The sequence below is a fragment of the Acidithiobacillus sp. TH-A67 genome (assembly GCF_057473545.1).
The window spans coordinates 1-15003 of record NZ_JBYCKU010000028.1; the positions used below are offsets into that span (position 1 = coordinate 1).

Sequence of the window (15003 nt, forward strand, 5' to 3'; positions counted from 1 at the left end):
GTGAACATGCCACACCCCATACACAAGATATTACGATGTTGGAAACCGAACACACGCTCAGAGTTGAGCGGCCATACACAACAAATTACGAATACCCGAAAAAATGATGGGGCACGAGACACTTTTTGGCGGATGGAGCTTCTCTGTTTCTACTGTCACCCAACCGTTCGGTTGGGTGACCAGTAAACATGCCTGCGCAAGCTCAGTCGGTGCCGACTCGCAGCATGCTCCGCCTAAGTAGTACCGTAGGGCGGGTCCAGGGACATATGACTCCATTTTGCAGCACCCGTCGCCATTGGACAGGGAGTGCATCACCTTGGGGCGACTGCTTGTTATGGCGCAGTAACACGGTGCGGTAACGCCAATCGCAGATGAGGACATTTCCCGGAGTCCGCTACCCATGACCCCGTGGATCAGAATGACGGGTGGCTGATCGTCGACGGTTCCGGTATGCGTATGGAGCCGCTTCAGGTCGGGTGCTTTCACAGCGGCGCAACCGGCTGTAAGCAGGACTGCGCGCGGCAACGCGGTCCATACGGCCCATCGATATTCGGCGACGCTGTTCACGTAATTGCCCACTGCGGATACTGAGCTGACAATCACTTCGCCCGTCTTATCGGCGCAGGCGGATCGCCTTCCTGCAACGACGCGATCAATGGACACGAGACATTGCCACTACGCGCGTGACAGGCACGCACCAGCTCGGAGAGCTCGCGCTCCATGCGTGCCAGGTCCGCCAGCTTCTCGCGCACATCCTTGAGCTTGCGCTCGGCCAGTCGGCTAGCGTCACTACAGTGGGTGCCATCCTCCAGTCGTAGCAGCTCGCCGATCTCGTCCAGTTTGAAGCCCAGGCGCTGAGCGGATTTCACGAACTTTACGCGCCCCACATCGGCGACACTGTAACGGCGAATGCCGCCATAGGGTTTCTCGGGCTCGGGTAGTAACCCCTTGCGCTGATAGAACCGGATCGTCTCGACATTGACGCCGGCCGACTTCGCCAGCACACCGATGGTCATGCTCTCAGCCGTCTTCGCCATACCGATTGACTCTGTACCTTGCTACGGAAGTAAGGTTAGCACATCCAGACAACAGCCTAAAGGTATGCCTCATGATCACGAATCCGTTCGGCTTGCTGACCCGCTTCGGCGACAAAACCGGCGCGCTAGGCTGGCTCAGTCACCGGCAATGGCACCGCAGCCTGCTCGGCATACTCGGTCCCGGTATTCTGCTTTTGTCGCTCTACCCCTGGTTTCAATACGCCTGGAGCAGTTATGCGACATATACCGGCATCGGTCTGATGCTGGCGGTCTCAGCCTGGGATCTAGTGTCCCCGGCCAATCGGCGCTGCACGGAAGAAAGGTGCGCAATTCCGGCCCGGGGAGACCGTCCATGAATGACTATTGCAGTACATCCCGCAAGGCAACTGTATCCGGACCGCACGTCGCCGTCATCGGCAGCGGCGGGGCCGCGATGGCGGCAGCGCTCAAGGCGGTCGAGCGCGGCGCGCGCGTCACACTCATCGAGCGCGGCACCATCGGCGGCACCTGCGTCAATGTCGGCTGCGTGCCCTCGAAAATCATGATCCGCGCCGCCCATATCGCCCACCTGCGCAGCGAAAGCCCATTCGATGCCGGCATACCGCCCACACCGCCGCCCATCCTGCGCGAACGTCTGCTGGCGCAGCAGCAAGCGCGTGTCGATGAGCTACGCCACGCGAAGTACGAGAACATCCTGGACAGCAATCCAGCCATCACTGTGTTGCGCGGCACCGCCCGCTTCAAAGATGCTCAGAGCCTGATCGTGCAACTGAATGATGACGGCGAACGCAGCGTGACGTTCGACCGCTGCCTGATCGCCACCGGTGCGAGCGCGGCGGTGCCACCGATCCCCGGCCTCAAGGAGACGCCCTACTGGACGTCCACTGAGGCGCTGGTGAGCGCGACGATTCCGGAACGCCTCGTCGTGATCGGCTCATCGGTGGTAGCCGTGGAACTGGCGCAGGCCTTCGCCCGGCTCGGCAGCCGGGTCAGAATCCTGGCGCGCCATACGTTGCTGTTCCGCGAAGACCTGGCCATTGGCGAAGCACTCACAGCCGCCTTCCGCAGCGAAGGGATCGAGGTGCTGGAGCACACACAGGCCAGCCAGGTCGCCCACGTGAATGACGAGTTCGTGCTGACACTCCCGAATAGCGAGTTGCGCGCCGACCGGCTGCTCGTCGCCTCCGGCCGCGCAGCGAATACGCGCGATCTCAACCTCGATGCGTCAGGGGTTGCCGTGAATGCGCAGGGCGCCATCGTCATCGACGCCAGCATGCGTACGAGTGCGCCGCATATCTATGCCGCCGGCGACTGCACCGACCTACCGCAGTTCGTCTACGTGGCCGCCGCGGCCGGGACTCGCGCGGCGATCAACATGACCGGCGGCGATGCGGCACTGGACCTGACGGCGATGCCGGCGGTGGTGTTCACCGACCCACAGGTCGCCACCGTGGGTTTGAGCGAGCGGGAAGCGCAGCACGCCGGCCTCGAAACCGACAGCCGCACGCTCACGCTGGACAATGTGCCGCGTGCGCTAGCCAACTTCGACACGCGCGGTTTCATCAAACTGGTCGTAGAGAGAGACTCAGGACGCTTGATCGGCGTGCAGACGGTCGCATCCGAGGCAGGTGAACTGATCCAGACGGCGGCGCTGGCGATTCGCAACCGCATGACGGTGCAGGAACTGGCCGACCAGTTGTTTCCCTATCTAACGATGGTCGAGGGATTGAAGCTCGCGGCTCAGATCTTCAACAAGGACGTGACGCAATTGTCCTGCTGCGCGAGCTGATAACTTTATAAAAAGTAAAGCCATAATCTGATGGCGTAACGACAGGTTGGATGGCGGAAGAATCCGGCGACGATGTATGGCAGCTTTCGCAGGCGACGGAGCGCGGACAAGACCAGGAACTTGAGGTCGTTCTGACTCTGGAGGATCTGCCTGCTGACCTGTTTCTTCACATGGCCCCAGACCAGCTCATCCGGGTTGGGGTGGGGTGCATACGGGGGCAAGTAGAAGAGCTGCAATCGACCCTCCTGGATAGCGACGAAGTCACCGACCAGTTTGGACTTGTGGATGGCGTGGCCGTCTACGCTCGAGTGGCGTCATTCCTTGCTCTTAGCTAAGAGCCTGGCCACGGTGAACGGATGGACATTGAACAGGCGCGCGGCATCTGTTGCAGTCTTCTGTCCTGAGCTAACCATCGACACGACCTGCTGCCGCTGTAGGGGGGTGAGCTTTGGACGGCGACCACCAACACGACCAGCCTCGCGTGCCGCATCGATCCCAGCGCGCATGCGCTTCCGCAGCATGGCTCGCTCGAACTCGGCGAAAGACCCAACGAGTTGCGTCATCATGCGCCCTGCCGGCGTCGTCGTGTCGATGGTTTCATAGAGATGTCCGGTTCTCCTGGGTATTGGTTACTTTCAAGGGAAATCTGTGGTGGGATAGCGATGCCAGGGATGGTCGGCAGCAGGTCGGTATTTTTCTGAACAACGTCGGGAAGTCAGGATCGCATCGACGCGAGCGTTGAGGTTTTTGTCATCGACAGGATGGGGATTTCCCGGGCCTGGATAACGTCTTCGTCGAGCGGCTATGGCGGAGCGTCAAATACGAAGATGTGTACCTGAAGGCCTATGATGGTGTGCCGGAACTGCTGATAGGGCCCACGGAATATTTCGAGTTCTACAACAGCCGCCGTCCCCATCAATCCCTGGGGTACGCTACCCCCGACCAAATCTATCGATCCGATATGGGTGGCGGAGCCTGTATCGTGGATAAGTATCCGAAGCCGGATCAACAGTCCGGTGAGGAAAACCTGGGACAGCGCCAATCCACTGCGACTGAAAAGGCCAGTACTAGCTTAAACTAGACAAAATTTTGTCTTGACAGTGGGGTCCACCACAGAAGAGTTCTGACAAATTCTTTATTTTTCAAGTGGTGCCCAAGGCCGGACTCGAACCGGCACGGCATAAGCCGAGGGATTTTAAGTCCCTTGCGTCTACCGATTTCGCCACTTGGGCAGAGTAAGTGAGTATAGCAGTGCGTCGAGCGTTTGTCCTTGCTCTTGCCGCCGCTTGCGGGAGCTGCGTCTATGCTGCCTGATCGAGTAATAGACGCGCTTGTTCAGCAACCGCTCGATCGCCGTCCTGCGCCGCTTTTTGCCACCAGTAAATCGCTTGATCCATGTTTTTCTGGACACCCCAACCATGCGCGTACGCGGTTCCAAGCTGCAACTGCGCGGCAGCGTCGAGATTTTCTGCCGCTTTCCGCCACCAGAAAACAGCGAGCTGCAAATTTTGCGGCACCCCGTCGCCCGCAGCGTAAGCCAGACCTAGCTCATACTGGGCTGGTCCGTATCCAAGTTGTGCTGAGCGTTGCAGCTGCTCGATTTTTGCAGCACTCAAAGAGGTACCTGCAGCAAGGCTACCAAGTGGAGCAATGGTGACAAGGGCTGCGGTCAAAAGTAGGACTTTGTATTTCATGGCTACCTGATATCTGCGGCTTGCTATGGCGTAAGAGTACCACAGCGCAGCGGAGTTCCAGATATGCGAAGGGGGCCGATTGGCCCCCATGCATGCTTCTTTAACTTTACTGCGCGGAGATTAGCCCGCCTTGGCTTCGGCCTTCTTGGCTTCTACCTTCTTGGCGGGTGCCTTCTTTGCCTCTACCTTGTGCTCAGGAGCCTTCTTCATGGCTTTCTTCATTGGGGCCTTATGCTCGGCTTTCTTCATTTCCTTCTTCACGGGAGCCTTGTGAGCTTCCATCTTGGCAGCCGGCTTCTCGGGAGCGGCGGGGGTGGTGGCAGCAAATGCGCTGGAGACGGCAAACAAAGAGGCCAAAGCAACGACGATAGCGGAAGTTTTTACAGACATGATACTTCTCCTTAAAAGGTTAGGTTGAACTGCGATGTTTTCTTAGCAATCAGCATGCCAATTTTTTATACCTATAAAAAACATAGAGATACGGTATTATCCCGATAAACGATGGCTTGGTTCTTGTTGGGACGTCCCGACGGATTCTTCGTGTGCCGTGCTAACATTTTGAAAAGATTGTGTAATCTTGTTGTCAGATCACGACGTGGCGATTTTGGGCTGTGGGTGTTCATCCAGGGATTGCAGGCTGGCGAAATGGCGATACACGGTAGAGTTGTGTAGCAGATTTGCGTGGTCGCCAATCGCCGTGATGCGCCCGGCTTCCAGCACTACGATACGGTCGGCATCACGAATGGTTGCCAGACGATGCGCGGCAACCAGGGTGGTGCGACCGCGAATCAGTTCGGCCAAAGCTTCCTGTATCAGACGCTCATTTTCAGCATCGAGGGCGCTGGTGGCCTCGTCCAGAATCAGAATGCGCGGATTGCGGAGCAGGGCACGAGCAATGGCAATGCGTTGCCGTTGTCCGCCCGACAGCGTGATTCCCTTCTCGCCGACATGGGTGTGCATGCCCTCGGGCAAACGTTCGACAAACTCGTCGACGCGTGCAGCCCGCATGGCGGCCTGCAAGGCAGAAGCCGGGGCGCCAGGTTGGGCGAGTCGGATATTATCAGCGACGCTGAGCGAGAAAATGGCCGGGTGTTGGGGAACGATCGCAATTTGCTGGCGCAGATCGTGTACGCGCATTTGGCTGATATCTTGGCCATCGAGTAGTATCTGTCCTTGCGTTGGCGCGTAATGGCGCAGTAATAGGTCGAAAAACGTGCTTTTACCGGCCCCGGAGGCGCCAACCAGCGCCAGATGTTCGCCTGCCTCGATGATCAGGTCGATATTTTCAAGGGTGGCGATATCACTGCGGCTGGGATAAGAAAAATATACTTGGGCAAAACGCAGGCTGGCAGCCGAGGGCGATGCCGTCACAGGACTTTCTGTCGCCCTTTGCGCTGGCGACTCCTCCGGTTCCTGCTCCAGGAGTGCGAGCAGGCGCTCGATGGCACCGAGTAGCCGTCCCAATTGTCCCCACAAGCTGCCTAGGGAAGACAGGGCGGAGGTGGCAAACATGGCGTAGATCAGGAAGGCGGTGAGCCCACCGATACTGCCGCGATGATGCAGAATTCGCCAGCCGCCCAGATAGAGCATGCCCGCCAAAAGGAGAAAAATGAGAAACCCACTCAGCAAGGATGCTCCCGCCTGTACCTTGATACGAGCACGTACCTGTTGCAAAACGCCTTGAATACCTGCCCGATAGGTATCCTTGGCGGCATTTTCGCGCGTCAATGCCTGCACTGTGCGGATGGCATTGATGCTTTCCTCGGTGTGAGACGAGAGATCCGCAAGGTAGTCCTGCTCCAGGCGACTATATTTGCGTTGCAAGCGTCCAGAACGCAGATTGACCCAGACGAGTGGCGGCACCACGATGACCACCGGCAGGACGAGGATGGGGGCGGTAACCAACATCATGATCAAAGAGCCGATCAACGTCAGCCCGTGCTGTAAAGCCCCGCCCAGTACCCCGGCCAGGCCAAAGCGCAGGATGGTGACGTCACTGCTCAGCCGCGAAATCACCTCGCCGGTGCGGAACTTCTCGTAAAACAGGGCGGGCAGATGCACCGCATGGGCAAAAACCCGTTCCCGCAGATCGGCAACCACCTTTTGCCCGATCCAGGTTGCCAGCGCCTCGCGTGCGGCACGGGCGGCAGTGGTGAAGATGCCGAGCAGCAACAGGGCCAGGCTGGCCAGGAGCAAAACCCGGGCGTTGTCAAAGCCGTGATCGAGAAGGTATCGTGCCCCCTGGGGCAGAACAAGGGTACCTGCCGCACTCAACAACAAGGCGATGGCGTAGAGAATCAATAACCAGACTCGTGGACGCAGGAAAGGCAGTAGCGCAAAGAGTGCATGCCAGTTTTTGCTAGTTGGGCGCTGCCACGGATTGCCGGCCATTCTTGCTCCTGCAGGTAATGGAATGGGCATGATAGCCAATTTGCCAGGTCCTTGCCGCCTTGTGGAACCGCTGGGCTTGGTTACGGTCAAAGCCGTAGGTTTTGTGAGAGTGGAGGTTTTTCATGCAGAAACATACTTCAAGGGCCATCAAGGCCGCACTCGCTGTGGGTTTGGCCGGTACTTTGTTGGCAAGTGGCCTGGCCGTTGCCGCACCCTACATGCTGGTGGATGGTAAAACGGTTCCGGTGCATGTAGAACAAAAAACCATGCACGTTCCCGGCGGCGTCATTCATATTGAAAGCATCAGCTATGGCAGCGGACCGCAGGCGCAGGTAGCCTTTCACTCCCTGAATGCCGCCCAGGCAGAAGCGTTGATGCAGCAGAATGCCTTGCAGATGCGGCAAATACAGGTCGCCATGGAGCAACAGATGGCGATGATGAACCAAATGATGCGGGCCGCCTTTGCCATGCCCGGGCTGCCAATGGTGCAAGCGCCTGTACCAGTGCTTTTCCCGTTGCTCGGTATCCCGTCGGCTCCGACAGGGGTGGCGCCGGCGCCGTCTCCCAAAGCCCAGCAGGTACAGCCGTCTGGCGTTGCGCCGTGGCAGCAGGGCATGTACCAGGTTCATTGGCAAACACTTTCGACGGAGCAGGGCAAAAGCAGCAATCCCAAGATTCCGCTCTGACCTGCATTTAGCGATCTGTGTTGATTGCAAAACGGCGCCCGTAAGGCGCCGTTTTTGCTTGCGTGGTTGCTGACTAGTGGCGAACCACCTTGTCTACGCGGGCCTGATCCCGAGGTTTGATGACCAGACGATCGATGTTCACATGCTCGGGCAGAGACACTACCCAACGAATGGCCTCAGCAATGTCTTCCGCCACCAGCGGGGTCATGCCTTCGTATACGGCCTTGGCCGCTTTCGCGTCGCCAGCAAAGCGCACCAGGGAAAATTCCGTCTCTACCAGTCCAGGATCAATCTCGGTGACGCGAATTGGCTGTCCCAACCATTCCAGGCGCATGGTTTCGCTGATGGCCCGTACCGCATGTTTGCAAGCGGTGTACCCGGCACCTCCCGCATAGGTTTCCTCGCCAGCCACCGAGCCGATGTTGATGACCGTGGCAGCAGGGGACTGCTGTAGCCGTGGCCAGAGAGCGCGAGTAACCCGAGCCAGCCCAAGAACATTGCTCTGATACATCTGCAGCCAATGTTCCTCGTCGAACTCCACCAGCGTTTCCTTTCCGAGGGCGCCACCGGCATTGTTCACCAGTACATCGACCGGGATATCGATCTGCGCGGCAAAAGCAGCGACAGACGCGCTGGAGGTGACATCCAGCTCCAGAGGCATTCCACCATATTCGCGGGCGATTTTTTCCAGGCGCTCGCGCCGCCGCGCCGCCAGAATCACGTGATAGCCAGCTGCACTGAGCACTTGAACAGTGGCAGCGCCAATGCCGGAGGAGGCGCCGGTCACTACAGCGGTCTTTTGTCGTTCGTTCATGGATACTCCTTATAGATTTTCGGTGGGTCGGTGGCGGCCCCGGCAACAAAGTGGGGCCCTGACTCAACGCTAATTAGTGTAGCACAGGACAGAGAGCGGTTCTTTGCGTCGTAGTTTAGGATCTGCAGATTTTTCTGCCAGGCCTGGAATGGGCTACCATGCGCGCTTTCGTTTTGAAGCCTCTGCCATGCATTTTTCCTTGTTTTTGGACATCTTCAATTTCATCGGCATTTTCGTCTTTGCCGTGAGTGGCGCTATGCGCGGCGTTCGCGCCGGTCTGGATATTTTTGGGATTGTGGTATTGGCCGTGGTTACGGCGGTGTCCGGAGGAATCGTGCGGGATGTCCTGATCGGCGCGATTCCGCCGCAATCTATCCGTGACTGGCACGGCATCGCCTTGGCGGTAGTGGCGGGCTTGTTGGTGTTTTTCTTTCATCGGCTGTTTGAACGCATGCAATATCCGGTCTTGCTGTTTGATGCCGCGGGTCTGGGGTTGTTTGCCGTTACTGGAACGCAAAAGGCGCTGGACTATGGGTTGGCGCCGGAGATGGCGGCCGTACTGGGCATGATCAGCGGCATCGGCGGTGGCATGGTGCGCGACGTGCTGACGGCACAAGTCCCCGTCGTCTTGCGCGGTGATATCTATGCGTCGGCCGCACTGCTCGGTGCCATCCTGCTGCTCGGCGGTGACTGGCTGCAGCTTCCGGCGTGGCTCAGTCTTCTGCTTGGGGCTTCCTGTACCTTTGTTCTGCGTACGCTCAGCATCTATCGCCACTGGACCCTGCCACATCCTCGCTAGATTTTTGCCAGAGCGCTTGCATTCCTCGTGAATACTGTATAAAAATACAGTTACTGGTTACGGAGGATGCTTGTGGAAGCTCTGACACATCGGCAACAGCAAATTTTGCAATGGATTCAAGAGCAAATTGCCAAGCATGGCCTGCCCCCTACACGGGCCGAGCTACAGGAGGCCTTTCACTTCCGTTCCCCCAACGCTGCTGAAAGTCATGTGCGTACCTTGGCCCGCAAGGGATATCTGGTCTTGCAGGAGGGCCGGGCGCGCGGCATTCGTCTGGTCAGCGAGCTGATCGAAGAAAGCGGCTTGCCCCTCATTGGCCGGGTACCCGCAGGTGCCCCGATTCTGGCCGAGGGCCAGCAGGAAGGGCGTTTGCCTATCGATCCACAACTCTTTCCGGGCGCGGACTATCTTCTGCGCGTACAAGGAATGAGTATGCGCGATGCGGGCATCCTTGATGGCGATATTCTTGCTGTGCAGCAATGCAGTGAAGCACACAATGGGCAAGTGGTGGTGGCTCGTGTGGATGGTGAAGTTACCGTCAAGCGCTGGCGTAAGGATGGACACCAGGTATTTTTATTGCCGGAAAATCCGGATTTTTCTCCCATAGAAGTCGATTTGCGTAAGCAGGATCTCCGCCTGGAAGGATTGGTGGTGGGATTGCTTCGTTTAGGAGGTCTGTGATGAAAACTGCTGTCGAAGAACTGTTAGCCCGTCATCCACAGCGTTTGTGGCGCGCCGAAGCCGGAAAGCCTGGGCGTCAGAAGCATCTGCAAGATCCCGGGCACAGCGAAGTGCGCGATTTGCTGGGTGGCTGGCCTCGCAGGGCCATTACCGAAATCCATAGTCAGGTAGAAGGTATCGGTGAACTCCGCCTGCTTCTGCCCACCATCGCTGCCTTGAGCCAGCAAGAAAAACGTTGGGTACTCTGGTGTCTACCGCCGTATATTCCGTACGCGCCAGCCCTGGCGGCGGCAGGCGTACACTTGGAGCGAATGCTGGTAATCCATCCACGCCAGCGTCAGGATCAGCTATGGACGCTGGAGTCGGCTCTGCGATCGGGTACCTGCAGCGCTGTACTGGCTTGGCCACCGGCGTTGGAGGAAGCAGCCCAACGGCGTCTGCAACTCGCTGCGGAGACCGGCAACAGCATGGGTTTTTTCTTTTATCGGGATGTCGTGAGCCAGCGTAGTCCGGCTGCCTTGCGCCTGCGACTGCAGCCCGCTGGTGAGCACACGCGGGTACAGGTGGAAAAGCGTCGCGGTGCTACGGTACCAGCAGTGGCCAATCTGGAATTGCCTCTGGCGATCTAAGAGGATGCCTCATGGCAGAGCAATGGCTCGCGGTGATTTTTCCCGCCCTGGCTGCGGAGTTGTGGAATCTTGACGGTACTCTGCCTGGTGTCTGGATCGCCGAGACCCGGCAGCGGGTATGGCAGATGGATGCTGGGGCGGCAAACCAGGGTATTCAGATCGGCATGAGCGCTGCCCAGGCGCGTGCTCTGGCGCCGCAACTGCAGGTTATGCAGCGGGATGCAGAGCGCGAGTTCAATCTTCTCGACCGTTGCGCGCAACTGCTGTATGCCTGGGGACCGCAGGTGGTAGCCCTGCAGGAATGGCCGCACGCATTGGCCGTCGAGCTGCAAGGCAACTCGCGTTGGCGGGCAAGGCCCCAATCGCTGCTCCAGGCTATTCGTGAATTTGCTGGAGAACGGTTGCGGGTTCGTTTGGGCCTAGCACCCACGTCCCTGGCAGCGGCATTGTTGGCTTGGCAGGGAGAGGATGGGGAATTGTGTCACTGGCCCGCAGACCGCTCTTTTACAGAGTGCTGGCAGGAGATCCCCTTGAAACTTCTCCCCGCAAACAACATGCTGCACGTCCGCTGGGAAAGTCTGGGTCTTTATAGTTGCGGCGATTGGCTGCGCCTCGATCGGCGGGAGCGGGCGCTGCGTTTTGGGCCGGAATGGGAGAGCTTTTTGGACCGCCTGCGCGGAATAAGAGCAGACCCGCGTAGCCCTTGGCCCCTGCAGGAAGAGTTTGCGGTCGCCTTTCCTCTGCTGCAGGAAGTCTCTGATTGGCAAGGCTTACGCTTTCCCCTGCGGCGTGCCTTTCAAGAATTGCGTCTACGCTTGCGTCATCGGGCCAGCACGCGCTGGGAGCTTCTCTTGCAGGGGAGGGATGTACAATATCGTCAGTTGTTGCACAGTCGTGATCCTCTGACCAGTGCGGAGCTCTTTCTGCAGCTTTGGCGGGAGCGTCTGCAACGACATCCTTGGGGTTTTGCTGCTCGGCACCTGCAGCTGCGTGCCATGGATACGGAGAACTGGGCAGGAGAGCAGGGCGCGTTCTGGGAGCAGAATCTGCTGCGGGAGCAAGGGCAATTGCTGGATCGTTTGCGCGCCCGCCTGGGGGTGGATAGCATTTATCGTGTACGGCCCCGTGCGGATCATCGTCCGGAATACGCGTGGCATTCCGTCGTGCCGGAAGATTCAGAGACGAACACTGCTCTTCCCGATCTTCGCCCGCGCCCTCTGTGGTTGTTACCTGAGCCCATCCCGGTTTCTGTGCTGCATGAGCCAGAAACTACCGAACTGGAGCGGATCGAGGGTGGTTGGTGGGATGGTCACGACGTCAGTCGGGATTATTTCCGTTGGCGACGGAGCGATGGGGCGGAGTGCTGGGTTTTCCGCGATCGCCGCTCTGCTAGATATTTTCTGCATGGATACTTTGCCTGATCCTGCCTACGCTGAGCTCTATTGCCTAAGTAATCTGAGTTTTCTGCAGGCAACGGCAAATATCGAAGATCTGCTCGATCGCGCAAAGGCACTGGGCTATGCGGCACTCGCCATTACCGAAGAATGCTCTCTGTATAGCGCGCCGCGCGCCCATGTTCATGCCCAGACAATCGCCTTTCCTTTGCTGATTGGTTGTACCCTGCAACTGGAAGAGGGATTGCGTCTCGTCTTGCTGGTAGAGGACCGGGTAGGATATGCGGCGCTGGCGCAGTTGATCAGCCTTGCCCGCAGCCGGGCGGAGAAGGGGGGATACCGCATCTTCCTTGCCGATCTGCTACCTTTGTCTGGACTCTTGGCGATTCTCCTGCCGGAGTATCGCAACGCGCCCGCAGAAGACCACTTGGTAACGGAGCTACGTGCTACCTGGGGTGGCGCGCGGCTGTGCTTTGGACTTTCGTTACGCTATAGCGGCGATCAACAACGGCAGCTGACGGCTCTGCGCCACTGGCAGCAGCACTTCCAGCTTCCCGCGGTCGCCTGTACCGGCGCGCGCATGGCGCGGCGTTCCGAGCGCTTTTTATTGGATGTCCTTACGGCCATCCGTTTGCGCAAGCCGATCTCTGCGGTAGGCTGGGATCTGCCCAGAAATGGCGAGCAGCACTTGCGCACACGCCAGCAACTGGCGCAGCTCTATCCAGCAGAACTGCTGGCAGAAAGCGTCCATATTGCACAGCGCTGTCGATTTTCTCTGCAGGAACTGCGCTACCACTATCCGCAAGGATCCTGCCCGGCTTCACAAAGCTCACAGAAATATCTGCAACAAGAAGCAGAAAAAGGTCTGCTGCGACGCTATCCTCATGGCGCGCCAGAGGCGGTCCGGCAGCAATTGCGGGAAGAATTGCGCATTGTCGCCGAGCTGGGCTACGCCAATTACTTTCTGACGGTATACGAGATTGTCAGTTTTGCCAGGGAGCGCGACATTCTCTGCCAAGGACGTGGATCGGCAGCCAATTCCGTACTTTGTTATGCCCTGGGCATCACCGAGGTGGATCCGGCACGTGCGCATCTGCTCTTTTCCCGGTTTTTATCCCGCGAACGGGGAGAGCCACCGGATATCGATATCGACTTTGAACACGAGCGGCGGGAGGAGGTCATCCAATACGTCTTTCGTCGCTACGGTCGCCGGCACGCCGCCTTGACTGCCAGTATCATCCATTATCGCCCGCGCAGCGCCATGCGGGATGCGGCTCGTGCCCTCGCTTTCTCCGCCAGCGAGCAGGATCAACTTTGTCAGCAATTGGCGTGGTGGGATGGTCGCCGGGTGCTTCCCGAACGTCTGCAAGAGGCCGGCTTCGATCCGCAACATCCCGCCGTGCAACGCCTCATTATTGTAGTCAATGCCTTGGTAGGGATGCCGCGCCATCTTTCGCAGCATGTGGGGGGGGTGGTCCTTTCCGAGACGCCGCTCGATGCCCTGGTCCCTATCGAGCCTGCCCGGATGCCGGAACGTACGGTGTTGCAGTGGGATAAAAACGATCTGGATCTGCTCGGCATATTGAAGGTGGATCTGCTTGCTTTGGGAATGCTGAGTGTGTTGCGTCGCGCCTTGGCGGATTTGCACATGCGGCTCGCCGACCTTCCCGCAGAAGATCCACAAGTCTATGCCATGCTGCAGCGCGGCGAGAGCCTGGGGGTCTTTCAGGTAGAATCGCGAGCGCAGATGGGGATGCTACCCCGATTGAAGCCCCACTGCTTTTACGATCTGGTGATTGAAGTCGCCATCATCCGTCCCGGTCCCATTCAGGGAGGGATGGTACATCCCTATCTGCGTCGTCGGGCGGGTCAGGAGGCAGTATCGTATCCCGGCCCCGAGGTCCAGAAGGTTCTGGAGCGCACCTTGGGGGTACCGATCTTTCAAGAGCAGGTGATGCAGATCGCCATGGAAGCGGCCGGCTTTGATGGCGATGCGGCCGACGGTCTGCGCCGCGCCATGGCTGCCTGGCGGCGCAAGGGGAATCTAGGACCATATCAGCAACGTCTCTTGGAGGGTCTGGCGGCCCGCGGCTATGCAGAAGATTTTGCCCAGCAGCTCTGTGAGCAGATTCGTGGCTTTGCCGAATATGGCTTTCCCGAATCCCATGCCGCAAGCTTTGCGCTACTGGTTTATGCCTCGGCATGGATCAAATGCCATCATCCGGCGGTATTCACTGCTGCTCTGCTTAACAGCCAGCCGATGGGTTTTTATGCGCCAGCACAGATCATCGAAGAAGCAAAGCGTCAGGGCGTGCAGGTATTGCCTGTGGATATCCGTCGCAGTCATTGGGAAAGCCGGGCCCGCGGCCGGCGTGTGCGTCTGGGGTTGCATCAAGTCAAGGGACTGCTGCGTAGCGATGTCGAGCGCTGCCTTGTCTGGCGTGAGGCAGATGGCAATCTCGATCCTGGGACCTTATTTCAAGACGCCGGAGTTGGACGGCAAAGCTTGGAAAAGCTGGCACGTGCTGGCGCCTTCGATGCCTTGCTCGGACATCGGCGTGAGGCACTGTGGCAAATCCTGGCGCTATGCAAGAATACGGCGCTAGCGCTACCCGTAGCTTCCAAACAACCTTCTACGCTGCCGCCACCATCTGCGCAAAGTCTTTGTCGCGACGATTATCAACAGTTGGGCTTGAGCCTGGGTCCCCATCCGTTGTCTTTTTTACGGCCACAGTTGGAACGGGAAGGTTACCGTAGCATTGTGCAGTCTCTGCGCCGGCCTTCGGGTACAAAGGTGCGCGTCGCCGGCTTGGTGACCCATCGCCAGCGCCCCAGCACTGCGCACGGTACGGTGTTCCTGACCATTGTCGATGAGTCGGGCAGTGCCAACCTCATCGTCTGGCCACAGCGGGTGGAGGAGTGGCGGCGTCCGGTGTTGCACGGCAGGCTCCTGGCAGTGCGGGGGCGTCTCGAAAAGAACGGCCCCTATGTTCATAACATCATTGTCGAAGAAATACAGGATTATTCTACGCGCCTTTCTGATCTGCGTGCGGCCTCACGGGATTTTCAGTAAAGGGGCAACATCGGCG

General features: G+C 58.6%; 14 protein-coding genes, 1 tRNA gene and 2 pseudogenes. 9 read left to right on the forward strand and 8 right to left on the reverse strand.

From position 1 onward, the window contains the following. Positions 1 to 599: 599 nt before the first annotated feature. On the reverse strand, positions 600 to 1037 hold the full coding sequence (gene merR / locus AC2VNM_RS03485; RefSeq protein ID WP_483165010.1) for a mercury resistance transcriptional regulator MerR: 438 nt from the start codon (positions 1035 to 1037) through the stop codon (positions 600 to 602). Between the two features lie 71 nt (positions 1038 to 1108). Between merR and AC2VNM_RS03490 the strand changes: the two genes are divergently transcribed. Together AC2VNM_RS03490 and merA are read left to right on the forward strand one after the other, a co-directional pair. After that, positions 1109 to 1393: a MerC family mercury resistance protein gene (locus AC2VNM_RS03490; RefSeq protein WP_483165009.1), complete on the forward strand. Its 285-nt coding sequence runs from the start codon at positions 1109 to 1111 to the stop codon at positions 1391 to 1393. A 23-nt stretch (positions 1394 to 1416) separates the two neighbouring features. Continuing rightward, a pseudogene (merA, locus tag AC2VNM_RS03495) lies at positions 1417 to 2826 on the forward strand (mercury(II) reductase); the annotation flags it as partial. Between the two features lie 5 nt (positions 2827 to 2831). Here the strand turns inward: merA and AC2VNM_RS03500 are convergent. Both AC2VNM_RS03500 and AC2VNM_RS03505 read right to left on the reverse strand, forming a co-directional pair. Beyond that, complete coding sequence (locus tag AC2VNM_RS03500) at positions 2832 to 3113, reverse strand: transposase (protein WP_483167207.1); 282 nt, start codon at positions 3111 to 3113, stop codon at positions 2832 to 2834. Positions 3114 to 3140: 27 nt separating this feature from the next. Continuing rightward, complete coding sequence (locus AC2VNM_RS03505; RefSeq protein WP_483167208.1) at positions 3141 to 3452, reverse strand: recombinase family protein; 312 nt, start codon at positions 3450 to 3452, stop codon at positions 3141 to 3143. A gap of 134 nt (positions 3453 to 3586) precedes the next feature. Here AC2VNM_RS03505 and AC2VNM_RS03510 point away from each other — a divergent pair. Beyond that, a pseudogene (locus tag AC2VNM_RS03510) lies at positions 3587 to 3907 on the forward strand (integrase core domain-containing protein); the annotation flags it as partial. A gap of 66 nt (positions 3908 to 3973) precedes the next feature. Here AC2VNM_RS03510 and AC2VNM_RS03515 read toward each other — a convergent pair. From AC2VNM_RS03515 to AC2VNM_RS03530, 4 genes are all read right to left on the reverse strand, one after another. Further along, positions 3974 to 4058: transfer RNA gene (locus tag AC2VNM_RS03515), tRNA-Leu, on the reverse strand. 69 nt (positions 4059 to 4127) lie between these two features. Then, positions 4128 to 4520 (reverse strand): tetratricopeptide repeat protein, encoded by a 393-nt coding sequence (locus AC2VNM_RS03520; RefSeq protein WP_483165008.1) that lies wholly within the window; start codon positions 4518 to 4520, stop codon positions 4128 to 4130. Between the two features lie 120 nt (positions 4521 to 4640). Continuing rightward, a complete protein-coding gene (locus AC2VNM_RS03525; protein ID WP_483165007.1) occupies positions 4641 to 4910 on the reverse strand; it encodes a hypothetical protein in 270 nt (89 codons plus the stop codon). Between the two features lie 198 nt (positions 4911 to 5108). After that, positions 5109 to 6911: an ABC transporter ATP-binding protein gene (locus AC2VNM_RS03530; protein ID WP_483165006.1), complete on the reverse strand. Its 1803-nt coding sequence runs from the start codon at positions 6909 to 6911 to the stop codon at positions 5109 to 5111. A 122-nt stretch (positions 6912 to 7033) separates the two neighbouring features. Here AC2VNM_RS03530 and AC2VNM_RS03535 point away from each other — a divergent pair, with 122 nt between their 5' ends. Further along, on the forward strand, positions 7034 to 7597 hold the full coding sequence (locus tag AC2VNM_RS03535) for a hypothetical protein (RefSeq protein WP_483165005.1): 564 nt from the start codon (positions 7034 to 7036) through the stop codon (positions 7595 to 7597). A gap of 73 nt (positions 7598 to 7670) precedes the next feature. On the opposite strand, the gene AC2VNM_RS03540 is transcribed toward AC2VNM_RS03535, so the two are convergent. Beyond that, the gene (locus AC2VNM_RS03540; protein ID WP_483165004.1) at positions 7671 to 8411 is read right to left on the reverse strand and encodes an SDR family NAD(P)-dependent oxidoreductase; all 741 of its coding nucleotides are present in this window, start codon (positions 8409 to 8411) and stop codon (positions 7671 to 7673) included. A 187-nt stretch (positions 8412 to 8598) separates the two neighbouring features. Here AC2VNM_RS03540 and AC2VNM_RS03545 point away from each other — a divergent pair, with 187 nt between their 5' ends. From AC2VNM_RS03545 to AC2VNM_RS03565, 5 genes are all read left to right on the forward strand, one after another. Beyond that, complete coding sequence (locus AC2VNM_RS03545; RefSeq protein ID WP_483165003.1) at positions 8599 to 9210, forward strand: trimeric intracellular cation channel family protein; 612 nt, start codon at positions 8599 to 8601, stop codon at positions 9208 to 9210. 72 nt (positions 9211 to 9282) lie between these two features. Then, the gene (lexA, locus tag AC2VNM_RS03550; RefSeq protein ID WP_483165002.1) at positions 9283 to 9891 is read left to right on the forward strand and encodes a transcriptional repressor LexA; all 609 of its coding nucleotides are present in this window, start codon (positions 9283 to 9285) and stop codon (positions 9889 to 9891) included. Next, a complete protein-coding gene (gene imuA, locus AC2VNM_RS03555; RefSeq protein ID WP_483165001.1) occupies positions 9891 to 10520 on the forward strand; it encodes a translesion DNA synthesis-associated protein ImuA in 630 nt (209 codons plus the stop codon). Before lexA ends, imuA begins: the two co-directional genes overlap by 1 nt. 11 nt (positions 10521 to 10531) lie before the next feature. Further along, positions 10532 to 11941, forward strand: a complete 1410-nt coding sequence (locus AC2VNM_RS03560; protein WP_483165000.1) for a Y-family DNA polymerase — start codon at positions 10532 to 10534, stop codon at positions 11939 to 11941. Further along, positions 11925 to 14987, forward strand: a complete 3063-nt coding sequence (locus AC2VNM_RS03565) for an error-prone DNA polymerase (protein ID WP_483164999.1) — start codon at positions 11925 to 11927, stop codon at positions 14985 to 14987. The genes AC2VNM_RS03560 and AC2VNM_RS03565 overlap by 17 nt, the downstream gene beginning before the upstream one ends. Positions 14988 to 15003 lie beyond the last annotated feature (16 nt).